The organism is Helicobacter macacae MIT 99-5501, from assembly GCF_000507845.1.
GTDB lineage: Bacteria > Campylobacterota > Campylobacteria > Campylobacterales > Helicobacteraceae > Helicobacter_B > Helicobacter_B macacae.
On record NZ_KI669456.1, the window covers coordinates 25,127 to 49,046 of the forward strand.

Consider the following 23,920-nt stretch of genomic DNA (forward strand, 5'->3'; position numbering starts at 1 on the left):
GGCTAAATCTGCTACAAAATCAAAATGCTAGAATCTAATATCCTCTATGAGCAAAGCAGGGCTAGCTCTGCTTTTTTGCCTCGTCCATATCCCCAAAAAGACACACCTCTTTTGATATATGGTCCTCCAAAAAGTGGCAAAACCTCCCTTGCGCTTGAGTATGCCAAAAATGTCAAAAATGCCAAGCGCGTTGTATTTGTTGATTGTGCTGATATGAGATTTTGCCTAGAGGACACCCAAAAGGAGCTGCTTAAAGCATTTTTGGAAAAAGCCTTTGATTTGCTTGTGGTGGATAACTATGACATTTCCTCACTCGCTCTTAGCCCATCATCTAAGCCCTCGCTTATCTCATCTGCGGAATCCACTCTATCTAGGACTGCTACGCCTGCGCTTACTCTGCCAAATCTTAGTAATATTATCCTTGTTTGCGCTAGTCCTATTTGTGATAAGCAGGGCTTATCAAAATATCCTACACACCATTTTGCACACCATCTTGCACACCTTAGGCAAATGAGGGTTTTGCCTCTTAGCTTTAGGGAGTTTGTAAGCTTTAGCAAAGCCCAAAAGCTAGAATCGATTTTTTCGACATTTCTAAAAAGTGGCAATTTACCTGAAATGCCATTTCTCACAGAGTCTAAGCACACCGCTAGAAATCAAGAAATTATCCGCCTTGCTTATCAAAAGCACGCACGGATTTTCCAAGAGATTTTGGACTTTCAAGGGCAAAATTTTAGCGCGTATAGCCTTTTGCGCAAGCTAAAGCCAAGTCTTAAAACTTCCAAAGACACGATATATGCTTTCATAGAAAGCCTAAAATCCCAGCAAAGTATCTTTTTGCTCCCCCACACCCAAAATCGCTCAAAGCCTAAGCTGTATTTGTATAATTTTGCCCTGCCTTACGCGCTTAGTGCTTCGCCACATTTCCAGCATATTTTTGAAAATATGGTGTTTTGTGAGCTACTTCTAAAGCATAGCAATCCTTTTAGCGAGATTACACAAGCAAAATCTAGCACGCCAAAATCACTCATAAGCTATGATGAGGAATGCGATTTTTTGGTAAATGATATTGCTTATATTGTTATGCCATTTCCAAATGATGCGCTACTAAAAGCAAGGCTACAAAAGCTCACCAAGAAGTATAAAAAAGTCATTTTTATTAGCATCGAGCATAGTGAGAAGCAAAGCGAATATGAAGTGCAAAGTTTTATTGATTTTGCGCTAGATGATGAGGTGGGCTAGGATTTATTTGCTATTGCTTAAGCCCAACACATTGCTTGTAGCATTGCTTCTCTTGCCCATCTCATTGCCATTTATCGCTTAAGAGTGCATAGCGTAAGTCGCTTATGGTTTTTAAGCGTAGAATCCTAAAAAAATATATGAAATTTTGCGTGATTTTTTCGACATATTAACTGAATTTTTGATAAAGTCTTGGCTAATCTTTCTAGCCAAAAAGAGGTTTTGCTGATTTTGCCAAAATATGCCAAAACCTTTGCAAAATCTTTCACAAAACCTTATCTGTTTGGCGATGATAAGAAATCTACTTCACAAAGGACTTAGTATGACTACTAAAAATCTTTTAGCTTTGGCGTTTCTAGCGGCGTGTAGCCTTGCATTTGCAAAGGATTATGAAATCAAAATGCTAAACAAAGGTGCAGAGGGACCTATGGTATTTGAACCAGCGTTTGTGCATATTCAGCCCGGTGATACTATCACATTTGTAGCTACTGACCCTACACACAACGCACGAAGTGTGGTAATCCCAGCAGGTGCGGAGAAATTCCAAACACCTCAAACGATGATGAGAAACAAGGGTGAAAAATTCACTATCAAGCCAAACAAAGAGGGTGTGTATGTATATGAGTGCATACCTCACACACCAATGGGTATGGTAGGCATATTCCAAGTAGGCAAAGCTACTAATGCAGCTGCTATCAATGATGGAATATTTAAGCAGCCAAAAGCAAAAGAGCGACTAAACAAATACATTCAGCAAATCAAAAAATAGCGCAAATAGCACTTAAGCCCAAAGTTCTAAATATGTGGGCTTAAGTGCTTTTGCTAGGTTTTGTATTTTTGCTTTATTCTCACATTTTGCTTCGCTTCCCTCGCTTTATTTTTTCTCATTTTTGCTCTATCACCTCAAGCCCAAAATCTTTTGCGCAAAAAGTCTTAACTTCCTAATCTTTGTAGATTCTAAGCCTAACTTCATAAAATCCTAAAAACTTTTTTCTAAAAACCCCCCAAGCAAATCTCATCTATTTATAAAATCTATTTGTGATTTGTGTAATGATATTTTGCACTTCTAGAGTGCCTTTTGGGACAAAAAAGCGTTGATTTTCTTGCCTTATGAAGCCTTTTTGCCTAAAGTCAAAAAACGCCCTTAGTGCTTCATCTAGGCTTTTTGCGTGGTGCATTAGGGAGTTTTTAAGCAAGTATTTATCGTGATAGAGCAAAAGTGAGCGAGTAGATAGCGTGGGTATGCCTAGAAAGCTAGATTCTAGATTCATAGTCCCTCCTCCACCTAGTAGCATATCTATGCAGGGGTAAAACTCGTGTGTGAAAAGCGTCTCTTTTGCCACACGCACGCTAGGATAGCTACCAAATTCAGCTTCTAGATATTCTCTCTCATATCGTGGCATAATGATGATATTTGCCTCCTTAGCAAGCGCGTGCAAAGCCTCATAAAAAAGTGGATATTTTTTTTTCACATAGTGGGCTTTATACTCCTCCTCTCTAGCCAAAATTAGTGGCTTATTTTCATTAGCAAAGCCAAACTTTTTCAAAAATGCCTTTTTTGCTTCTTGGCTAAATTTTAGCCTATCTACTTCTAGCCACAATGCCACATCAATGAAGTTGTAGGGAATTAGATTTTGCTCTGCCACACCAAAAAAACTATATGCTTGCTTTGGCACGACAAATGGATAAAAAATAAGGCTTGATAGGGGCAAACTAAGGCGTGATAATAGCGTGATATGCTCCTCTCCACCCTCAAAGCTATCCATAGGCGTATCGCTAAAATGCACCACAGGAATCCCTAGCCCAAAAGCACTTTGCGCCCCATCCACGCTAGCACCTGTGAGAAACACTCTAGGCAAGCCCACGCGCTTAAAAAGCGCGATAAATTCTTCTTGGCGTTTGATTCTAGCCAAAAATTTATCCTCTAGCCCGCTCCCACCATAGCCACTCTCCCCACCTATGCAAATCGCTTTAACCCCTAGCTTTTCTAGCAGTGAAGCGCACTCGGTGTAGCCTGCACTTTTGCGCGTAGTAACTAGCACGGTGTCGATTTCGCGCAAATGTGGCAAAAGAGAGTGAAAAAACAGCGCGTATTTAGGGTCTGTGATGTCTATCCATAGCATTTTGTGCCTTAGATTTGCTAGATTTTACTAGATTTGGTTTTGCTACGCATATTTGCTTTAGCCTACCTCACGCCTAGAGCCACTCTTACGCTTTTATCAAATGATGATTTAGTATTTCTTGCGTGATAGATTCTAGTGGCTTGCTTGCATCGATGACTAAATCTGCGGTGTTTTTGTAAATATCTTTGCGATAGAGAAAAATCTCTTTAGCCTTTTTCAAATCCCTAAAAAGAGGCCGTTTGGTTCTTTGTATAGAATCTAGCCTTGAGAGAATCTCATCAAAGCCAATCTCTAAATACACCACAAAGCCCATTTGCTTGACATCATTAAAAATCGGCATACCGCCACCTGTGGAGATGATAGCGTTTTTTACACTTGAACACACCCAAGCGATAAATTCCGCTTCCCTCAAGCGAAACGCTTCCTCGCCCCTGCGCTTAAAGTATTGGCTGATACTCATACCCAAATTTTTGCTTATCATCTCATCGCTATCAAGCACAAATCGCGTAAATCTTTGCGTGGTGTCTTTGCGTAGTGTTTTTTGTGATAGCTTTTGGGGTGGATTTTGACTTTGGCTATATCTTTTGCCAAGATTTTTAGCCACGCTACTTTTGCCACTGCCCATAAAGCCGATTAGGACAATGTTTGCACTATCAAGCACCAAAATCACTCCACCGAGATAATGTAATAATCCACTTCTTTGTCAATGTGGTAGGTGTATTGTCCATCAAGGGTGATGATGAAGCGATAAAAATCTTTATGCACATCTAGGGCGGCTTTGGTAAAATACTTGACATTTAGTGGGATAAATCCGTTGCTAGATGTTGGAAGCTTTTGCAAGCCGTATTGCTCTGCTTTGTCTATGTCTATTACGATGCGATAGGGCGAGGGAAGCACAAAAGAGCGGATAATAGTGTTGGCACTAAAGAGGTAGAATCGATTTTTTTGAGTGAAAAAATCAAAAGGCGTGATAGTGTAGTGCTGCACTTTTTCGTTTAGAAATGCTTTTCTTTGGCTTAGCAAAATGGGGAAATGCCAATCAATCCCCTCATCAATGTTTAGGGTTTTGCTCTCTGTGCTACCGTCAATATTTTGGTATGTTATGGTTACGGTCTTTAGGATTCTAGCGGTGCTAGGTAGCTTGAAGTCAAACTCTTTGAAATAGTTTTTTGCATTTGGGGATTTAAAAGTATCTTCTTGTGGGCGACTCATCGGCTCAAATGGATTCTCTCTAGCCAGCGCAAAATCAATAGCTAGTAGCACAAAAAGTGTGGCACAAATCAGGGCGGGCGCAAAATACGCAAAATATGCGACAAACCTCGCAAACGCGATTTTGATAACATTTAGCTTGCTAGCACTTAGTATGTCTTGTAGTATGTTTTGATTACTCACGGTTCTAATCCTTTGAGCTCAAATAGCACTTTTTGCAATCTGGCATTTTCAGCTTGCAAGGTATCGACTTCTTTTTGCAGGGTGTTTTTTTGCTCCCTATTGTGAAGTAGCACTTCCAAAGAATTCTCCCCTACGACCAAAAATGTCAAATACGCACTAGCCCCTGCCAAAAATAGCAAGAAAAAAGCGTATTTTCTATGTGTATAGAGGAAATACCAAAGATTTTGCATTTTGCTCTCCGTTTTGCCTAGTTTAGTTTTTGGATTCTAGGCTATATTTTGCTTGCAAATACTTGCATAGTGCTTGTTAGATTTTGGGATTTTGTGGTTTTTGGGATAAGCATATTTCTATGCTTTTTTCACTTCTTAGGCTTTTTACGCGGTTTTACGCGTTTTGCACTTCTGTGGCTTGTGCTTCTATGCTTTTTGCGCAAAGATTTAGCCAAATAGCTCCCTGCCTAGATAGTGAGGTTTTGCTAGCTCGTGGTGCAAGGCAAGCAAGCGATTATACTTTGCCATTCGCTCGCTTCTAGCTGTGCTTCCTGTCTTTATCTCGCCTGTGTTTAGAGCCACTGCAAAATCCGCGATGAAGCTATCCTCGCTCTCCCCACTTCTGTGGCTCATTATGCACTTATAGCCGTTTCTTTGCGCTAGACGCACGGTTTGCATAGTTTCACTCACTGTGCCGATTTGATTTGGCTTGATTAGAATCGCGTTTGCGATTTTTTGTTTGATTCCGTGAGAGAGAATCTCTGCATTAGTTACAAACAAATCATCGCCCACAAGCTGGACTTTGCCACCTAGCTTTTTGGTAAGTAGCTTCCACCCCTCCCAATCATCTTCGCTTAGCCCATCTTCGATAGATACGATAGGATATTTCGCGCATAGTGTTTCGTAGTATTCTACCATTCCCGCAGAGTCTAGCTTCCTGCCCTCGCCATCTAGGTGGTAGATTCCTTTTTCATCGACTAGCTCGCTACTAGCGACATCTAGAGCGATAGCTACTTGCTCTTTTGGCTTGTATCCTGCTTTTTCTATGGCTTGGAGTATCACTTCGATTGGCTCGGCATTATTTTTGAGATTTGGCGCGAATCCACCCTCATCGCCGATACTTGTGATATGTTTGGATTTTTTTAGAATCGCTTTTAGGTGCTGGTAGATTTCCGCACTTGCTCGCAGTGCCTCATCAAAGTCCTCAAACCCAAGCGGCATTATCATATATTCTTGGAAATCCACCGTATTATCCGCGTGGCTACCACCATTTATGATATTTAGCATAGGCACGGGAAGTGTTATGGCATTTGCGCCACCTAGATAGCGATATAGCGGGATTTTTAGGCTTTTGGCACTTGCCCTAGCTACCGCCATAGACACGCCTAAGCTAGCGTTTGCACCGATATTTGCGTAGTTGTTTGTCCCATCAATCTCTTTTAGCGTAGAGTCGATGAAAGCTTGGTCATAAGGGCTAGTCCCCACAAGCGCGTCTGAAATAATCGCATCTACATTCTCGCACGCCTTTAGCACGCCTTTGCCAAGATAGCGCGACTTGTCGCCATCTCGTAGCTCTATGGCTTCTCTTTTGCCCGTGCTTGCGCCACTTGGCACTATCGCACTCTCTATCGTGCCATCACTTAGGGCGACTGTGGCTTTGAGGGTGGGATTCCCCCGAGAGTCAAGCACCTCTTCGGCAAAAATACTATCAATAAAAGTCATTCTACGCTCCTTATGCGTCTATAAAGTCTTAAAATGTAGCCTTAGCAATTTGGATTCCACCTATTGCACTACGCTACACCACTTTGATGATTCTTTTGGTAATTTCACTATATTTTTAGCTTGTTTTGATTTATGAAAAGCAAAATCTATTGTAGCATTTCTTTGTAATGCAAAAACAAGTTTGGTGCTTTTATTGCCAAAGCAATTATCGAAGTGAAAAAGTCTTTTGGCAAGATTTAGAAGTGATAAAAAATGATAAAAGTGTGGCAAGCTAGATTTAGCTTTTTTCAAGGCTATTTAGCGATTTTTTGAAACTCGCGCGGACTTATGCCGTATTTCTCTTTGAAGTTTTTGCAAAAGCAAGATACATTTATGTAGCCCACTTCATTTGCTGTGAAAGAGATAGATTTGCCCTCTTTTAGGATTTTGCAAGCATTGTTGATTTTGCAGGATTTTAGGAACTGATAGATAGAGATTCCCTCATATTTGGCAAAATCTTGCGTTAGCTTACTCACACACACGCTAAATCTCTCACTCAAATCACGCAAGTTTAGCTCATCTTGGCTTAGAAAATAGTTTGCTTGCAAATACTCCTTTACTCGCGCTATGTATGCTTTCGTGGTGTATTGCGTGCTTTGGCAAGTTGTTGGTGTTGTTGCCCTAGCTTGCTTTAGCTTCATATCTATCTCTAGCAAGCACTCAAGCACCTTTAGTCGTATCATATCTACGCATTTGGCTTGCCAGATATGGTGGAAAAGCATTTTATCACGCACGCAAGCGTCCAAAATATATGGATTTTGGTTTGACATTTCATAAAACCTCTCCAAATCAAACTCGCTAAAAAACGCATTTATCTCCTTGCTCGCTTCTTGTATATCGATATTTATCTGCACGCATTTGCATTGTGCTTTCGCGCTTTGTCCAAAATCGTGCATATTTGGCGAGATGACAAACATTTCATCATCGCTTAGGGCGAAGTCTTGCCCATCGCAGCTACTTTTGTAATACCCGCTTTGTATTAGCCCAAAATTTACACTTGGCTTATCATAGCTTAAATCTAAATGCCCAAAATCCCCCACAAACTCCCCAAAATCCACCGACACTCCTTGCAAAATAGAGCAGGTTTTTATATCTACTTTGCACTCTTTGCACTCAAGTTTTATCTCTTTTATGCCATTTTGGTTTGCTTGATAGTGCTTTAGCGTGCCACCGACTTTGGCAAATGCTTGATAATGCCTGCTAAAATCCCTTGCTTTGTTTAAAAACCTTGCTTCACTCATTTTCTTTCCTTACTTTTTGATTTTTGTGGTGTTTTGTGCTTTCTATACCTAAATGTATTTTGTGGCTATTTTTGGCTTTTTGATGACTTTAGCTATGACATTCTCATTATATTTCAAAATATGAGAATCACTCTAAAAGTGTCTCAAAAAGTCGCCATTGTAGCACACAAAAAAGAATAAAAATGCAAAAAAATGGCAAAACGCGTTATTGCAAAAAATTATGGCATTTTGAGGTAGAAAAAATTTTTGGGTTTTATTATCATTTGTCTTGTTCTAAATTTTTTCACCTCGTAAATGAAATTTTAAAATGACAAAAAGGAAAGCCAAAATGAATACCTTGCCAAAAGCGACAAAAAAGCTAAAGCTAATTTTACTAGCAGCCACGCTAGCAAACGCACAAAATCCTAGTGTGCCAAGCACGCTACAATCTAGCCCCTACTCTAGCACAGATTCTAGTCAAACCACAGATAGCCACACCAAGCATAGCACTTATGAGCATCTAAAACCCCACGAGCTAGAGAAAATCACAACGACTGCAAACAAATACGAAGCAGAAGTGTCAAGTGTAAATTCTAGCGTCCAAGTCATCAAAGAAAAGCAAATCGCTAATACAAACATAAACTCCACCGATGAGCTAGGCAGTGCTTTTGCAGGACTACAAATCCAAAACTCCGATGGCGCAAGCGTGTTTCCTATGGCGGTTTTGCGCGGTGTGTCAAGTAGCGATTATTACTCCACCACGCTAAATCTCTATGTCGATGGCGTGCCTCAAAGCCCAAATTTCATTATCCAATCTCTAGGAGATGTAGAGCAAGTAGAGCTACTTCGCGGAGCGCAAGGCACGCTTTATGGCGAGAATTCACAAAGTGGGCTTATCTCTATCCGCACCAAAAATCCTATGAAAGGCAACTATGCAAATATCTCCCTCACAGGCTCAAAACTCTATGAAGACTTAAACGCATATTTTGGTGGTGTGCTTATCAAAGACAAGCTATGGGGCAAAGCAAACCTGCGCTACACTCACGAAAATGGCTTCATCAAATACGGAGATAAGATAAGAAAGACAAGTGATAACATTCTAGGTGGTGTGGCATTGTATTATGCACCTACAAGTGCGTTTCTAGCGACAATAAGCTATAATTTTAGCTTTATGCCAAACAACACCAAAGGATTCTACCTCACAAAATCCCAATTTGAAAACAATGCCACAGATTTTGGCTATGAGATTTCAGGGGATATTCCGCCTTTATCTAATTTCGCAGGGATAACCACCCCACATATCTACGCCCCAAATCCGTGGCACAAATCTTTATCAAATAGTGCTTCTCTAAAGCTAGAGTATGATTTTGGCAAGCATATTTTAGCCTCCATTAGTTCGTTTAGCAAAAGCGATTCTCTGCTAAATGTTTATCCCATAGTTGGGACTTCTCCAAACACTTCAAAAGGCTATTTTGCCACCAAACAAAATGGATATTTTTATAATGTAACCCAAGCACTAGAGGAGCTTCGTCTAAATAGTGAGTATAAAAACGGAATCAAAACGACTTTTGGGGCGTATTATAAATATTTGCAGACAGATAACGGTATGCGTGGATTTATCGCTGATAATGGCGGTGGGCTTACTTCGTTTGGATTTCGTGCGAATTGGAATGCAATGGAGAGCATAAACACCGCCGCGCTATTTGGAGACGCATCTTTCCCTATCGGTAGGCACTTTGACATAGGAGTGGGAGCTAGGTATCAAATCTTGCGTGCTGATATGGACGCTCCCGTTTCCCCGGGAGCAGGGATAACACAGCCTTACAAATCCCACAAGATTTGGCATAGCTTTGACCCTAGAATCTCTTTTGGCTTTAGCATTAACGACAATGCCAAAATCTACATTAGTGGCACTAGCGCGACAAAGCAAGGTGGCTTTGCCAAATTCCCTTATGCCAACAGCGACCAGCGTCCCTACAACCCCGAGTATATTTATAGTGCGGAGCTTGGCTCGCATTTGAAGTTTTTGGACTCTAGGCTAAGGGCAAACTTGGCGGTGTATTATATGTTTATCAAAGATAGACAATCCTATGTAGGCAACACCACCCAACAATCCATAAAAAACATAGGCGATGCACAAAGCTATGGGCTAGATGCAGATATAAGCTACTATGGAGAGCGCGTAAGCACAGGGCTTGGGCTAAACATAGGGAGTGCTTCATATACAAACTCTAGCAAAAACGCAGGCTATTTGGATTTTTATAACGCCACACAAAGTCAAAATCAGCAAGTGCCTTATGATGTGCGAGGAAAGGGGCTCAAATTTTCGCCACTGCTTAGTCTAAGCGCAAATGTTGATTGGAATTTTTTGCGTGTAGGGGGGGGGGCGCATAGATTTTATCTAGGTGGAAATCTAAGATTTTATACTAAGCAATATTTTGAGGATTTAAGCAGGAGTGATGATTTGGCACAAAAGCCCTATGCGGTTTTGGATTTGTTTGCAAGGTATGAAGTCAAAAATCTAAGTCTAAAAATCTTTGCCCAAAACGCCACAAACACCAAATACGCGCTATATTCTCGCTCATTTAATGGAATGGCTACTTACTATATGGTAGGCAACCCTTGGAATCTAGGTGCGCAAATCGCGATTAAATACTAGGAAGTGCTATGCAGATTTATGCTATTTCTTTTGGTGTGTATGGGGTTGTGAGTGTTTTTACGCTAATGATTTATGGTGCACTCCCTGCTATCGCTGCCAAAAACGGCTTGCCCCCACAGCAAATAAGCTTGCTCTATCTTAGTATGATTCCCTTTATGCTTAGCTTTTTTTACTCGGGGCTTGTAGAATCCTACCGCAAAAAGCACCCACGCAATTTTAAGCTACTCTGCCTCACACTTGGAGCTGTATCCACACTTGGATTTGTGCTACTTGGGGCGGTTTGCGCACCAAGTGATATTTTGCTTATGAGTGTGGTATTTGTGGCTATGTGCTTGTTTGGGGCGTGCGCTATCATTAGCCTAAATGCAATCGCTATCGAGCAAACAAGTGCGGACAAAAAAGTCGCGCTAAATACCATAATGCTACTTGCCTCTGGCGTAGGTGGAGTGCTTGGGATTGTGCTAGCACTATTTGTGTATGAGGAGTTTGGATTTAGTGTGGCTTGCTACGCAATGGCTATATGTGTGGGTGTGCTATGCGTGCCATTTGTGCTTATGAATAGTAGCGGCAAATATGGCAATATAAAATCTAGCGCAGAGCACACCAAATCCGTAAATTCCATACTAACAACGATAAAAACTCCGCGCCTATGGTGGCAGCTAGGATTTTTGTGTGCGTGTATGCTCCCTATCACGCTAGCAAACACCACAAGCACAATGCTTCTAGTCTATATTGGATTTTCCTTGCAAGTGGTTGGAATCTTTAGTGCGATACTAAATTGCGCGACTATGTTTGTAGGCTCGCCTTTGGCATATTTTTTTATCCGCATACTTGGATTTAGGAGGGCATTTATAGCCTTACTTGGATTTTGTGTGGTGGTGTTTGTAGGGCTAGTGCTGAATATATGGCTATGGCAAAATCACGCTTTTATCGTGCTTGGGCTAGCAGGAGTGAGTGTGTATTTTTGCGCTCTTTTTGTGTTTGCGTATTCGCTTGGTATGCGCTGGTGTGAGGGTAGCACACAAAGTGGCGTGGATTTTAGCTTTTTGCGCTCTGCTGAAAATGCTTGCTTTGTCATCGGTGGCGTAGTCGCTTCACAGATTTTAGGGATTTTTATCGCGCAAGAAAAGCTAGATTTTCTAAGTAGCCACTCTAGTGATTTTATCGGCTTTTCTTTGTGCGAAGTTTTGGGAAAAAGCGGGATTGAAAGCAGTGTGGCAAATGGCTATGGAGTGCTCTTTTGCGCTTCTTTGCTGTTTGCTATCATCGCACTTGGTATCACTATGTGCAATAAAAAAATCGCTTAAAATTAGAATCTAAAGCTAAGGAGTGAAAATGAATGAAAAACCCAAAAAAGGAATCTTGCGTTTGCTTGAGCTAAGCGGGGAGAAAAAAACGCTCCTCATTTTTTCAAGCCTGCTTTCCTCGCTTGCAGCGATTTGTCAGTTTGTGCCTTATTTTGCGGGGTATTATATCGTGCAAGAATTTATCCTAAACGCATACAATTTAGGCAATGTCGATAAAGAAATCGTCTTTTGGTGTGCGTTTATCGCCATTGCTAGCGTGCTTGTGGCGATGGTGCTAAATGGCATAACATTCACACTTAGCCATTTTGGCGCGTATAGGATTTTATACAATCTACGCTTGCGATTAGCGCGACATTTAGCGAGCCTCCCGCTAGGGTATTTCACGCACCACACAAAGGGGCAGATTCACAAAACCTTGCAAGAAAATGTCGAAAAAATCGAAAACTTTGTCGCGCACAAAATTCCAGAATTTATCCAATCAGTCATAGGAGCGAGCGCGCTATTTGTGATTTTTTTGATGAGTGATTGGAAGCTAGGGCTTGTGTGCGTGGCGACTTATATCATAGCGATATGCGTGCAGTTTAGCACCTATGGCAAGACTAAAGAGGAGATGAAGCACTGCTTAGAGCAGTATTTTGACAAACTAGAGTCCATAAACGCCTCAAGTATTGAGTTTGTCAAAGGCATAAGTGTGGTAAAAATGTTTGGCAAAAGCATTAGCTCTTTCCAAGATTTTGCCAAAAGCGTAGAGCAATATCATCACTTTACTTTAGGCTTTACTTACAAATGTATGCGCCCTTTTGGGATTTTTAGCACACTTGTAAATGGCTTTATTTTATTTACTCTGCCTTTTTGTGCCTACTTCATCACGCGCGATACTTTTAATCTCTATGATATTTTGCTTTGTGTGTTTTTTATTTTGCTTAGCAATGGACTGATTGCGCCGTTTTTAAGGCTATTTAACCTAAGTGGCGAGCTAATGCAAATAAGCGAGGGTGTGGAGCGCATAGACAAAATCTTTAGCCAAAAGCCCCTGCCACAAAGCCAAAATCCCAAAAAGCCAACGCGCTTTGACATAGCGTTTGAGAGCGTGGATTTTGCCTATACGGATTCTAGTGGCAAGCCTTATAGCAAAAACGCGCTAAAAGGCATTAGCTTCACACTCAAAGAGGGAGAATCGCTTGCCATAGTAGGCAAAAGCGGTGCGGGGAAATCTAGTGTGCTACACTTGCTTGCGAGGTTTTATGATACAAATAATGGACACATACGCATCGGTGGAATCGACATAAAAGACATAACCGAGAGTGATTTAATGCAATCTATGAGCTTTGTTTTTCAAGAGAATTTTATGTTTTTGGACTCATTACGCGAGAATATAAAAGCGGGCAAAGAAGCCAGCGATGAGGAAGTGCTAAATGCCGCTAGCCTAGCGCAATGCAAAGAAGTCATCGATAAATACGGGCTTGAGTGTGTCATAGGCAAAGAGGGAATGAACTTAAGTGGCGGGGAAGCGCAAAGAATAAACCTCGCCCGCGCTATTCTAAAAAACGCGCCAATACTTTTGCTAGATGAGGTGAATTCCGCACTTGATAGCACCAATGAAGCCAAACTCAATGAAGCTTTGTCCCACCTAGCCAAAGGCAAAACACTCATAATGGTCGCTCACAAGCTAAACTCCGCGCTAAAGTGCGACAAAATCGCGCTAATGCAAGATGGGCAAATCATCGCTTTTGGCACGCACAAGGAGCTACTACAAACAAGCACGGAGTATGAGGAGCTGTGGAATCTCTACAACGACACGCAAAAGTGGAGTATCAATAATTAGATTTTGGGTTTTTATAGTGGAATCGTGTGAGGATTTCAGAATTTAAATTTTAAAAGGAGCAAAAACAATGTTGCAAATGCTAAAAATCATCACCCTAAATGATATGCCTAGATTTTACAAATCGCTTTTTTGGACAAGCATAGCAGAAATAGCAAAATTTAGCACGATTTTTGTGGTGATTTACTTTGTCGCTAGGGTTTTGGGTCCCTTTTTTGAGGGCTCGTTTTTTTACTTTGGTGGAGTGGAGGCGAGCTTTAGCGAGCTATTGCTTATCTGTGCAGTAGGGTTTTTGCTAATGATAGCGGGCTATTATCTCTCTATCCCTGCGTATAGGGCAAACTTTGAGAGCACTTACAAAGCAAGCGCAAAAGGGCGCATAGAGCTAGCCGAGCATATCCGCAAACTGCCATTAGGGTTTTTAGAGAGTGCAAATCCCTCAAGGCTAAGCCACTGCATTATGAAAGATTTTGCAAGTATCGAGCAGGCAAATAGCCACCTTGTCCCGCAAGTCTTTGGGAGCTTTGTGGTGAGTGTGGTGGTGTTTGTGGGGCTAGCGATTTATCATTTTCAAATGGCGTTGGCATTTTTTGCGTGCGTGCCTTTGGCGGTGGTTATTTTATGGGCTACGAGGAGGCTTAGCGATTATCTAAGCACAAGGCATATCAATGCGGTGCTAGACGCTTCAAATCACATAAACGAATACATTGACGGAATCACTACGATAAAAGCGCATAGCTTAAGTGGCGAGAAATTCAAACGACTAGAGAGGAGCTTTAAAAACCTGCGCAAAGAAAGCATAAAAATCGAAGTGGGGCTAATGCCTTTTGCGCTTGCTGTGGTGTCGTGTATGGGTGCTGGAATCGGGCTTATGATAGGCTTTGGCAGGGAGTTTTTGCTGCGTGGAGAACTCTCTGTGATTGAGTATTTGGGCTTTATTTTGGTGGGCTCTAAGGCGTTTGTCCCGCTAATGACTTTTGCGATAAACTTCATCGAGCTGCGCTACTTCGCCAAATCTGGGCAAAATATCCTAGCTTTGAGGGCGCAAAAAGAAGTAAGCGGGAGCGATAGGCAAATCCCGCAGGGAAATGACATAGCCATAGAAAATCTGTGCTTTAGCTATGGCGCGAGGAGTGATAACAAGGGCGAGGATTTCGAGAATGTGCAAGGAAATGGCGAAAATAAGGGAGTAATTAAGCAAGATTTTGGCGTGCAGGACTTAGGCGGACAAGATGTTAGCGGGCAGGATTTTGATAAGCAGATTTTGGCTAGGCAAGACTTCGCCCTGCGAGATATAAACCTCCTAATCCCGCACAAATCTAGCCTAGCAATCGTAGGTGAATCTGGCTCGGGCAAAAGCACGCTAGTCAAGCTCATTGCTAGATTTTATGAGCCAAGTAGCGGGGCAATCAAAATCGGCAATGCAAATGAAAAAGCTAGCCTAAAAAATATCGCCGAGCTAGAAATCGAAAGCCTTATGGCGAAGTTTTCTATGGTGTTTCAAAACCCTTATCTTTTCGGCGGGAGCGTGAAGTCAAATGTCGCCTTTGGCAAAGAGGACGCAAGCGATGAGGAGATAGAGCAAGCACTAAAATCTGCCAACGCGCTAGAGTTTGTAAATGCGCTGCCCTATGGCATAGACACAAAGGTGAGTGAGAGCGGAGCAAGCCTAAGCGGTGGAGAAAAGCAGCGAATCTCAATCGCTCGGTGCAACCTCAAAAACTCGCCCATAATCTTGCTAGATGAAATCACTTCAAGCCTTGATGTGTATAATGAGTTTGCGATGCAGCGTGCGCTAAACCGCCTAGCAAAAGACAAAACAGTCATCATCATCGCGCATAAACTAAAAAGTGTGATGAACTGCGACAAAATCGTGTTTTTAAAAAACGGCAAAATCGTAGAGAGTGGCACGCACAAGCAGCTACTAGCACTAAAGGGCGAGTATGCCAAAATGTGGGGTGCACAAAATCTGGGATAGTGGCTAAGGTGGCAAGATTTTGGGATTTGATTTTGTAGATTGCATAGATTTTGGGGGATTTTTGGGAAGCAAGGGTTTTTGTAGAAATATTTTATTGGCGAAAGTTTTAGTTAGCAAAAAGGTTTTCTAAAAAATAAGGCGATAAGCAAACACTATGTCTAGAAAATCTAGTTTGGATTTAGCGGGCTTGCTTGAAGTAGCGTGTGAAGATGTGCTAGGGTTTGCTTTTTTAGCGAGGGGTTGCGTAGGAGCTGTGAGAGAGAGTAGGTGGCTATCGCCTTTTTGTCTAGCAAATCTAGTGCTACGCCTTTGTGGCTAAAGTCTAGCCCTAGCACACTCTCACACACCACCTCGCCAAAAAGCACTACGGCTTTGGCTGGGCTTTTTGATAGCTGGGATATGAGGTAGGGTTTGCACGCTTCGCGCTCTTGCTGGGTGGATTCTCTAGTGGCGCATTTTAGCAGAGATAGCACGCTAAATTTATCGGTTTTAAACACATTTTGGGCGATGTTTTGGAGCATTTGCGCTCCTTTGGAGTCAAAGAGAAATGGAGAGAGAATATGTGGATTTTGCGCTGATTTTGGTGGCTTTGTCATATCGCCCATAGCAAACTCACTTACAAACACCACCACACTATCACTTCGCACATAGTCAAGTTTGGGTGTGTCTAGCTTGCTTCTAGCGCAGAGGTGGCAGCTTTTGATTTGGGCAGCTAGGCTTGATTCTAGGGATTTGCTTGGGGCGACTTGTGGGGTTTCTTGGGCTATGTAGTCTACGCCAAATGACTTTGCTAGATATAGTTCATATAGCTTATAGATTTCAGCGGTTTTTGGATTTTGCGCTAGATTTTTGGTGGCTTTAGGTGTCATTTAGAGATTTCCTAGATGCTCGATTAGTAGCAGTGGAGTGAGCGCGTAGGAGTTTTTCTCTCTATGAGAAGCAAGCGCGTGGGCTAAAGAAGCGTTTATCGTGCAATCTAGCGGGGATTTTTTTTGGGCAGCTTTGGCTACTGATTGGGCTAGATAGGCAGCGATGACACCGCATAGCACATCGCCACTTCCGCCTTTGGCTAGGGCTTGGCTACCAAGTGGGTTTATGTATAGCTTGCCATTTTGGGCGATTATAGAGTTTGCTCCTTTTAGTAGCAAGGTGGCTTTGGGATAAGTTTGGCTAAATTTTAGGGCGAGGGAGAATCGGTTTTGTAGCACCAAGTCAATCTCTTGGCTTGCTTGCCCCTCATTTGCTTGGCTTGAGTCTTCCAAAATCGAGCAGATTTTTGCTAGAGAAGCAAACTCTTTTGGGTGAGGGGTAAGCACGATTTTGCCTTGTGCCACCTCATCGCTTAGCAATTCTGCCACAAACTCCGCATAGCACATATCCGCATCAAGCACCACAAAATCCACACTAGAATTTGCTAGGGCGGATTTTAGCGCGGTTTTGAAGTTTGTATTTTTTAGTCCAAGCCCTAGCCCCATTCCCACCACAAGGACATTTGCTCCCTTTGGCAGTCCCCGCTCTAGCATTATCTCTGGATTTGTTGCGATGAGGGCAAAATCACTAGATTTGCTTTGACTAGATTCTCTTTGAGTAGAATCGCTAAAATCTTTTGCCACTGCTACCCCGCTGTCTTTGTCTAAATCTTTGCCAAAATCTTTTATCAGGCTTACTTTGCCCGCTCCCATACGCAGAGCAGATTTTGCTGCTAGCACACTAGCACCTAGCTTTTCTCCACAGATAAAAGCGACATACCCAAAATCGCCTTTGTGGCAGGATTTTTCTCGCCTTTGTGGCAGGACTAAGTCGCTTTCCTCTAGCAAAAAAAACGGGCTTTGCACTTCATAATCCTCTCTGCTAACGCCTAAATCCCCTACGATGACTTCGCCTACGAAATCTTTTGCATTATCACTAAAAAGCCCTATCTTTAGCGCACCCATACAAAGTGTATAATCCGCTCTAAACGCTTCTTTTACTCGCGTATCAAAGCCATTGCTTATATCTAGTCCGCTTGGAATATCACACGCGATTTTTACCCTAGCGCAAGAGTTCATCTGCCCTAGTAGTGCCACAAACTCACTCCCTAGCTCGCCACTAAAGCCACTTCCAAAAAGACAATCCACCACCACATCGCAGGGCAAAATCTTTTTTGTCCACTCTACGCCACACACTTGCGCCCTTTGAGCTTGGAGCTTGCAGAGAGTGGATTTTGGCTCTTTTGCTTCATAAACACGCACGAGATAATCCCCTCTAATTTTTCTAGCAAGTGCGTAGCCATCACCTCCATTATCCCCGCTACCGCAGACTATGGTTATCACGCTTTTTTTGTGCGTAATCCTAGATATAAGCGAAGCAAGCGCGTTTGCAGCGTTTTCCATCAAAATCTCTTCGCTTAAAAGAAATTTGCTAATCGCGCGTTTATCGAGATTTGCACTGCTTTGGTAGAGTTTTTTCATTTTGACTTCTTAGAGTTTTGTTATCTTTTGATTTTGTGGCTTGGTGTTTGTGTGGCTTTTAGCTTGTGATTATTTCGCAGATTTTGCAAAGCTAAAGTCTATCCACTTATTTGCCACACTTATTTTTTACTTACTCGCCATTTTTGACAAAGTCTATGACATTTTTTATGCTTAAAGCCACTAGCTCTTTTAGAGAATCGCCATACGCCCACGCAATATGTGGCGTGATAAGCAATCTATGAGATAGCTCCCCGCCACTTATAAGTGCAGAATCCAAAAACGGGTGATTCTCCCTCATAGGCTCACTCTCTAGCACATCTGTGCCGTAGTAAAAATCCGCGCCATTTTTTAGGGCTTTTGCCACTGCTTCTTCGCTGACTATGCCACCGCGCCCTAGATTTAGCAATATCGCGCCACTCTTTAGTAGCTCTAGCTTGCTAGAATCTATGAGGTTTTTTGTAGCGGGATTTAGCGGGGCGTGGATAGAGATGATGTCGCATTGCTTTAGTAGCTCATCTAGCTCTACTCGCTTTGCGTTTGGGTTGTCGTTTTTGCCACTTGTGGAGGTGTAGCACACTCGCGCGTCAAATGCTTTGACTAAGTGAGCTACTCTCTGCCCTATGCTACCAAAGCCTATGATTCCCCACCTTTTCCCTGCTAGTCCAGCCCTGCCTATGCCTAGATGAGTGAAAATATCGCTTTTGCACCACGCGCCAGACTTGACATAGCTATCGTAGTAGTGGATTTGGCTTAGGAAATCTAGTGCTAGGGTGAGCGTGTGCTGTGCGACACTTAGCGTGGAGTAGCCTGCGACATTTTTTACTTTTATCCCGCGTGATGCGGCATAGTCTATGTCGATGATATTTGTGCCTGTGGCGGTTACGCAGATGAGCTTGAGATTTGGCAGAGATTCTAAGATAGACTTATCTAGGACTACTTTATTTGTAAGGATAATGTCTGCTTGCTTTGCTCGCTCGCAAGTCTGCTGATATGTGGTGGTGGGGTATTCTATATAGTTGCCATAGGACTTTAGCTCGCTCAAATCCGCGCCACCTAAGGTTTTGGCATCAAGGTTTATTATGGTTAGATTTTGCATTGTTGCTCCTTTTGTTGTGGGTTCTGTATTGTCGTTGTGCGCTGATTTGGCAAGGTATTTGACTAGAGATTTTTAGCTTAAGGCGATGATTTGCTTATATATTATTGTAGTTATTTAATGTGGATTTTATATATTTTGGATTTTGCGTGGCTTGAAATCTCACTTTAAATATTGCTATATTAAAGTGTTGCAAGGGTATTTTATAGAAAAATTAACAAAATATGTATTTTTTGCGCAAATATTTTGAAAATTTCTTTGTCAATTAACTTTTTTTATGTTATAACTTCAGTTCAATTTCACTTTTTGAGGAGAATCCTATGAAAAAATTGGCTCTTTTTGCTTTCGTAGCAGCTCTAGGCGTATTGTTTGTTGGTTGTGGAGATGACAAACCAAAACAAGAAGCTACTTCCACAGAAGCTCCAGCAACTGAAGCTACACCAGCTCCAGAAGCTAGCACAGAAGCTCCAGCAACTGAAGCTACACCAGCTCCAGAAGCTAGCACAGAAGCTCCAGCGGAAGCCAAAACAGAAGAAGCTAAATAAGGCTTTTTTGGATTTTATTCCGTCTTGCCTAGCTTAGAGATTCTAAGCTAGGTTTTTTTATGCCCTTTTTTTTTAGGGTTTTTACTTCTTTAGTTCTCTCTTGCTTTTTACTTCTTTTTTCTTTTCTTTATTTCTTTTTATTGGATTTTTAGTAGAGATTTCGCGTTTCCACGCTTGACAAAAAAAAAAAAACGGGCAAAATCACATAACAAAACTTCTAAATAAAGGATATGTGATGCAGACTTCCTTAGCTCGCTCGTGGCAAACTTCCCAAGCACAAAACTCCCAAGATTCACAAACTTCCCAAGTATCTGCCAAAACCTCCAAAATGCTTAAGGCACTATGTTTAGGTGCGTTTGTAGCGTGTGTAGCACAAGCGCAAAATCTAGACGCAGAGATAGAGAGACTAGAGAAGCAAAAAAAGATTTTGGAGCTAAAAAGGCAAAATAATCAACTCCAAAAGGAGCTAGATAGGACAGGCACGCGAAGCAATCCCCAAAATAGTGCGCCAAATAACTATCCAAACAACTATCAAAACACACAGGGCAACTACCCAAATAACAACTATCCAAACGCACAGCCAAAATCAAAGCAAAACTACCCGAAAGGAAATCAACCCCAATACTACGGTCCCCCTGCGCAAAATCAGCAGCAAAACAAAACAAGATACTACTATGAAGAAGAGGAAGATGATGAGGAAGTCATCTATACGAGCAAAAAAGACACAGACACGCAGTTTTATATCAGGCTTGAGGGCGGGGCTTATGCGGGTGGTTGGCTACGAGTAGCACCGTTGGCTGGACTTGAGCTAGGGGTTAAATTTAATAATGGTAGAATTTTCTTAGGCTCAAGCTATGCGTGGAGCAAAGGAAATCAATTTATCGTAGATGGGTATGTTGGCATAGGGTGGATTCCTAGACTTTTTGATAGTCCTGTGCGATTTGTGCTAGACTCATATATAGGTGGGAGTTATGGGGAGTGGAATGATACTTATGACAAAAACAATTGCTCTTCTACTTCTAAATCTATGAGTGATATTATAGGTGGCATTATTGGTGAAATGATTGGCGGCAATAAAGAAAATACTTGCAAACCTCAATATGTAGCATACAAGGCTAAAGGAGGAGGATTTTTAGCGGGGCTAAGGACAGGATTAGCCTTTGATATAGGTAGGCATACTTGGCTAGAGTTTGGCTGCAGGCTTGATGTTACAGTTGGCTCGCTTAATAATCTTTACGCTATTGGTTATGGCAGCTTTAGTGTGCTTTTTTAGAGAATCCAAATGAAATATCTCTATCATAATCTATGTAGATTTGTATGCGCGGTTTGCATATCTCTAGTGTGCGGTGTGGGGCTAAGCGGGTGTCTAGATGTCGTGCTGCCAACCGTCATAAATGAAATAACGCCAGCAAACACAGGCAAGAGTATCTATACACCAAAGCAGAGTCAAAATCTAGGATTTACCACCTTGCAAGGAAGCTCACTAGGTAGCAATCCTATGCAGGACAAAAGCAAAATCTGCTTTGCTAGCTTTTGGGACAATACAAAGCTAGCATTCCCCGTGCACTTTGAGTATAATCCTAGCCTAAATAGCGAGGGCAAATATAGCCCTAGCGGGACAAAAGCGCAAGGTGGCTTTGGCGAGATGAGGGGCAAAGGTGGGTTTTGCGTAGAAGTGGCGGGGGACTATCCTCTAGCTATATTTTCACTTGGCAAATATCCAAGCTATATCGTGTTTATCCCATCTTCTGGAGCGACTTACTGCATAAGGGGCGACATAATACTAGGAGGAGGAGCTGGGTCATCTCTAAGTTTGACAATGTCAAATCGCGCATATTGTGAGATGTTTTTCGCCACGATAAAAAAGAAAAAGAAGTAAGCTAGAAGCAGGGCATTTGTGGATTTTGCTGGGCATAGATTTTGGATAAAAAAGATTTTTTAGGCATTTTGTGGGAATGCAAAAATCTAGTGTTTGAATTATTGGGCTTATTTTATGAAAATGCTTGGTTTATAGTTGGGATACTTATATCTTTGATTTTGATATGCCTTATCTCATTTGCTATAAACAAATTGATTGCTAGCTTTTTTGAAATTTTGATTAAGGTTTTGCTTGGTTTTGTTTGCTTATCGTGTTTCATTATCGCAGTTGCTTGCTTTGTAAATAAATCTATTTGGGGAGGGGTAGGCTGGGCAGTAGCCTCTCTACTACTATTTTTGTATTTGCTTGCGTGTATAGGCTCTAACGATTCTATCAAAAAATTTAGCTCCACCACACCATAAAAATCTATGGAATCTTTATGGTGTGGCTTCTCTCTTTTCACTCGCCCAAAATCTCAATGCTTACAATACTATCCCCCTGCTTTAGCGAGTCAAGCACGACAAAGCTGTCTTTGTCCTGCTCCTCTATGCTACCAAATACCGTGTGCTCGCCGTCCAAATGAGGCAAATCCACAAAGCATAAAAAAAACTGACTGCCCCCTGTATCTCGCCCTGCGTGTGCCATAGAGAGTGCGCCTCGCTTGTGCTTGTGGGGATTGCTAGCTACTTCGCACGCGATAGCATAGCCCGGCCCGCCTGTGCCATCGCCTTTTGGGCAGCCACCTTGCGCGACAAACCCATCTATTACGCGATGAAATGTGAGATTGTCATAAAATCCGCTTTTTGCTAGAGTGGCGAAGTTGGTAACCGCTTGTGGTGCAGCCTCTCCAAAAAATCGCACGATAATATCGCCCTTGCTTGTGGCGATTTTTGCCTTTGCATAAGAAGCTAGCTCCTCTTTGCTTGGGCTAAATGTCTTTAGCTCTTTCATTTGTATCCTTTAGATTTAGTTTTGCACACTCTAATTAAGAGTGCTTAAAGCAACGCGTATTTTACCGATTTTGCATTTACCACATTTTAATGCTTGAAAAATTTATCTTGCTTTTTTGGCGTGAAATATTTTGGGCGTTAGTTAGTTTTATTTCTTTGTGTGGAATATTTGGAGTGGGAATCTTGGGGGTAAATGTGTGGAATCGTAGAATCTGCAAAAAATCTATGCCAAAGGTTTATCAAAATGCGCGTTTATAAAATCTGCAAAAATGCTATTGTTTTTGGTGTTTTGTGCTTTTTGGGCGGTTTTGTCGCGCTTGCAGAGGGGGCAGAGGAAGTAGGAACAGCAGAGAATACAGAGAAAGCAAAGGACGCAAAAAGCTCCCAAATCGCCAAGCAATTTGAAGCGATAAAAGAATCTAGCCAAGATTCTTCTAATGATAGCTTGGCAAAAGGCAAAGATTCTACACAATCCATCGCACAAGCTATCGCCCAAACTCCACCAAAGCCCAAAATCCCTACAAAAATCCCCACCCACAAGCCAGAAGCACTAAACCTCCCCGCCCCCAAAAAAGGCTTGCAAGATTTGCTCGTTATGCAGACTAGCTTGCCGCAGGATTTCCAAGAAGTGCAGAGAAGTTTCCCGTGGATTCGCTACATAGGACTTGCTATGGTAAGTTTTGATGATGGTAGCTATCGCAGTGGGTTTGGGCTACTACTACCTGATAAAATCTTTTTGACTTCTGCAGAGCTAGCGCACAATGCTTCTGCCTACCCAAAAGAAATGCTACTAAAAATGCGCGATGATAGTGCGGGCAACCTCATCTGCATAGCACAGCTTCGGCTAAAAGCACTTGATAAAGGGCGCGGGCTAGCACTATTTGAAGTGGAGGAATACACCGATGACTACTGCAATATCCGCGCTCAAAGCTACTACCACGCAAGGCTTATGAAAAACAATGCCTATGACATTGGCAAGCCTGCTGTGAGTGCAAGCGATTATTTCACAGTTACTACGACATTTAACAACCCCGATATAAGCGTGCTTCGCGTAGGCAGGGCAAATGCCCAAAGTGTGGAGCTACCTATACAAAACGACCAGCGCATAATCTTTGGGCGTCCGTTTTTTAGCCGAAGTGGTGTGCTACTAGGTATGGCAAGTATGCAGGAGAGCTCGTTTAAGCCGATGATTATCAGCAATGCTAAGATAAAGGAGTTTATCTGTGCTATGCGCACAAGCGGTGTAGTGCTACCTGCAAGTGTCGGCAAAATCTGCGCTGGAGCGCAAAAATACGCTACAAACTCTATGAGTGGCTTTGGAGTGCAAAAAAGCTCTCAAAAGGATTCTATCAAAAACTTTGTGCCAAAGTCCAAAACAGATGTGCAGAAGTTTAAGCAATATCTAGAGAGGCAAGAAGCCTGCCTAAATGATAAAGCTGCCAAAGAAGCAGGCTCGTATAAAAACGGCTCTTTTACAGGCAAAAATAGCGACTTCTATGAGTGCAAGATAGACTAGGGAGTGCAAGATAGACTAGC

The 23,920-nt window shown here is 42.1% G+C and carries 21 protein-coding genes; 10 read left to right on the forward strand and 11 right to left on the reverse strand.

All coding sequences use genetic code 11. The features are described from left to right. Positions 1 to 24 precede the first annotated feature (24 nt). The gene (locus tag HMPREF2086_RS10005) at positions 25 to 1,239 is read left to right on the forward strand and encodes an ATP-binding protein (protein ID WP_023928732.1); all 1,215 of its coding nucleotides are present in this window, start codon (positions 25 to 27) and stop codon (positions 1,237 to 1,239) included. Positions 1,240 to 1,558: 319 nt separating this feature from the next. Further along, a complete protein-coding gene (locus tag HMPREF2086_RS10010; RefSeq protein WP_023928734.1) occupies positions 1,559 to 2,005 on the forward strand; it encodes a pseudoazurin in 447 nt (148 codons plus the stop codon). A gap of 250 nt (positions 2,006 to 2,255) precedes the next feature. Here the strand turns inward: HMPREF2086_RS10010 and HMPREF2086_RS10015 are convergent, their stop codons facing one another. From HMPREF2086_RS10015 to HMPREF2086_RS10045, 6 genes are all read right to left on the reverse strand, one after another. Then, positions 2,256 to 3,359 carry a DUF354 domain-containing protein gene (locus tag HMPREF2086_RS10015; protein WP_023928736.1) on the reverse strand — a complete coding sequence of 368 codons (1,104 nt, stop codon included), beginning with the start codon at positions 3,357 to 3,359 and terminating at the stop codon, positions 2,256 to 2,258. A gap of 85 nt (positions 3,360 to 3,444) precedes the next feature. Beyond that, on the reverse strand, positions 3,445 to 4,020 hold the full coding sequence (locus HMPREF2086_RS10020; protein WP_148374539.1) for a shikimate kinase: 576 nt from the start codon (positions 4,018 to 4,020) through the stop codon (positions 3,445 to 3,447). 5 nt (positions 4,021 to 4,025) lie between these two features. Then, complete coding sequence (locus HMPREF2086_RS10025; RefSeq protein ID WP_023928739.1) at positions 4,026 to 4,751, reverse strand: AMIN domain-containing protein; 726 nt, start codon at positions 4,749 to 4,751, stop codon at positions 4,026 to 4,028. Beyond that, on the reverse strand, positions 4,748 to 4,981 hold the full coding sequence (locus tag HMPREF2086_RS10030; RefSeq protein ID WP_023928740.1) for a hypothetical protein: 234 nt from the start codon (positions 4,979 to 4,981) through the stop codon (positions 4,748 to 4,750). The genes HMPREF2086_RS10025 and HMPREF2086_RS10030 overlap by 4 nt, the downstream gene beginning before the upstream one ends. A 207-nt stretch (positions 4,982 to 5,188) precedes the next feature. Beyond that, a complete protein-coding gene (gene eno / locus HMPREF2086_RS10035; protein WP_023928741.1) occupies positions 5,189 to 6,463 on the reverse strand; it encodes a phosphopyruvate hydratase in 1,275 nt (424 codons plus the stop codon). A 293-nt stretch (positions 6,464 to 6,756) separates the two neighbouring features. Then, the gene (locus HMPREF2086_RS10045; RefSeq protein WP_023928742.1) at positions 6,757 to 7,743 is read right to left on the reverse strand and encodes a helix-turn-helix domain-containing protein; all 987 of its coding nucleotides are present in this window, start codon (positions 7,741 to 7,743) and stop codon (positions 6,757 to 6,759) included. Between the two features lie 328 nt (positions 7,744 to 8,071). Between HMPREF2086_RS10045 and HMPREF2086_RS10050 the strand changes: the two genes are divergently transcribed. From HMPREF2086_RS10050 to HMPREF2086_RS11065, 4 genes are all read left to right on the forward strand, one after another. Continuing rightward, complete coding sequence (locus HMPREF2086_RS10050; RefSeq protein ID WP_023928743.1) at positions 8,072 to 10,381, forward strand: TonB-dependent receptor; 2,310 nt, start codon at positions 8,072 to 8,074, stop codon at positions 10,379 to 10,381. Between the two features lie 8 nt (positions 10,382 to 10,389). Further along, entirely contained in the window at positions 10,390 to 11,688 is a 1,299-nt protein-coding gene (locus HMPREF2086_RS10055) for an MFS transporter (protein WP_023928744.1), read from the forward strand. A gap of 28 nt (positions 11,689 to 11,716) precedes the next feature. Further along, entirely contained in the window at positions 11,717 to 13,513 is a 1,797-nt protein-coding gene (locus HMPREF2086_RS10060) for an ABC transporter ATP-binding protein (protein ID WP_023928745.1), read from the forward strand. A 67-nt stretch (positions 13,514 to 13,580) separates the two neighbouring features. Then, complete coding sequence (locus tag HMPREF2086_RS11065) at positions 13,581 to 15,488, forward strand: ABC transporter ATP-binding protein (RefSeq protein WP_023928747.1); 1,908 nt, start codon at positions 13,581 to 13,583, stop codon at positions 15,486 to 15,488. A 167-nt stretch (positions 15,489 to 15,655) separates the two neighbouring features. Here the strand turns inward: HMPREF2086_RS11065 and HMPREF2086_RS11070 are convergent, their stop codons facing one another. The 3 genes from HMPREF2086_RS11070 to HMPREF2086_RS10080 all read right to left on the reverse strand — a co-directional run bounded on the left by HMPREF2086_RS11070 (position 15,656) and on the right by HMPREF2086_RS10080 (position 19,034). Beyond that, entirely contained in the window at positions 15,656 to 16,357 is a 702-nt protein-coding gene (locus HMPREF2086_RS11070; RefSeq protein ID WP_023928748.1) for a uracil-DNA glycosylase family protein, read from the reverse strand. Further along, positions 16,358 to 17,938 (reverse strand): bifunctional ADP-dependent NAD(P)H-hydrate dehydratase/NAD(P)H-hydrate epimerase, encoded by a 1,581-nt coding sequence (locus HMPREF2086_RS10075; RefSeq protein ID WP_023928749.1) that lies wholly within the window; start codon positions 17,936 to 17,938, stop codon positions 16,358 to 16,360. It abuts the gene before it with no gap. Between the two features lie 130 nt (positions 17,939 to 18,068). Next, complete coding sequence (locus HMPREF2086_RS10080; RefSeq protein WP_023928750.1) at positions 18,069 to 19,034, reverse strand: D-2-hydroxyacid dehydrogenase; 966 nt, start codon at positions 19,032 to 19,034, stop codon at positions 18,069 to 18,071. A gap of 317 nt (positions 19,035 to 19,351) precedes the next feature. On the opposite strand from HMPREF2086_RS10080, the gene HMPREF2086_RS10085 reads away from it, so the two are divergent. The 3 genes from HMPREF2086_RS10085 (at position 19,352) to HMPREF2086_RS10095 (ending at position 21,455) form a co-directional block, all read left to right on the forward strand. Continuing rightward, positions 19,352 to 19,576 carry a hypothetical protein gene (locus tag HMPREF2086_RS10085; RefSeq protein WP_023928751.1) on the forward strand — a complete coding sequence of 75 codons (225 nt, stop codon included), beginning with the start codon at positions 19,352 to 19,354 and terminating at the stop codon, positions 19,574 to 19,576. 235 nt (positions 19,577 to 19,811) lie between these two features. Continuing rightward, positions 19,812 to 20,849 carry a hypothetical protein gene (locus HMPREF2086_RS10090; protein WP_023928752.1) on the forward strand — a complete coding sequence of 346 codons (1,038 nt, stop codon included), beginning with the start codon at positions 19,812 to 19,814 and terminating at the stop codon, positions 20,847 to 20,849. Between the two features lie 9 nt (positions 20,850 to 20,858). Further along, a complete protein-coding gene (locus HMPREF2086_RS10095) occupies positions 20,859 to 21,455 on the forward strand; it encodes a hypothetical protein (protein ID WP_023928753.1) in 597 nt (198 codons plus the stop codon). A 112-nt stretch (positions 21,456 to 21,567) separates the two neighbouring features. Here the strand turns inward: HMPREF2086_RS10095 and HMPREF2086_RS10100 are convergent, their stop codons facing one another. Further along, positions 21,568 to 21,897, reverse strand: a complete 330-nt coding sequence (locus tag HMPREF2086_RS10100; RefSeq protein ID WP_023928755.1) for a hypothetical protein — start codon at positions 21,895 to 21,897, stop codon at positions 21,568 to 21,570. Then, entirely contained in the window at positions 21,894 to 22,385 is a 492-nt protein-coding gene (locus HMPREF2086_RS10105; protein ID WP_023928756.1) for a peptidylprolyl isomerase, read from the reverse strand. The genes HMPREF2086_RS10100 and HMPREF2086_RS10105 overlap by 4 nt, the downstream gene beginning before the upstream one ends. A 192-nt stretch (positions 22,386 to 22,577) precedes the next feature. Here HMPREF2086_RS10105 and HMPREF2086_RS10110 point away from each other — a divergent pair, with 192 nt between their 5' ends. After that, complete coding sequence (locus HMPREF2086_RS10110; protein ID WP_034561917.1) at positions 22,578 to 23,900, forward strand: hypothetical protein; 1,323 nt, start codon at positions 22,578 to 22,580, stop codon at positions 23,898 to 23,900. The last annotated feature ends 20 nt before the right edge of the window (positions 23,901 to 23,920 follow it).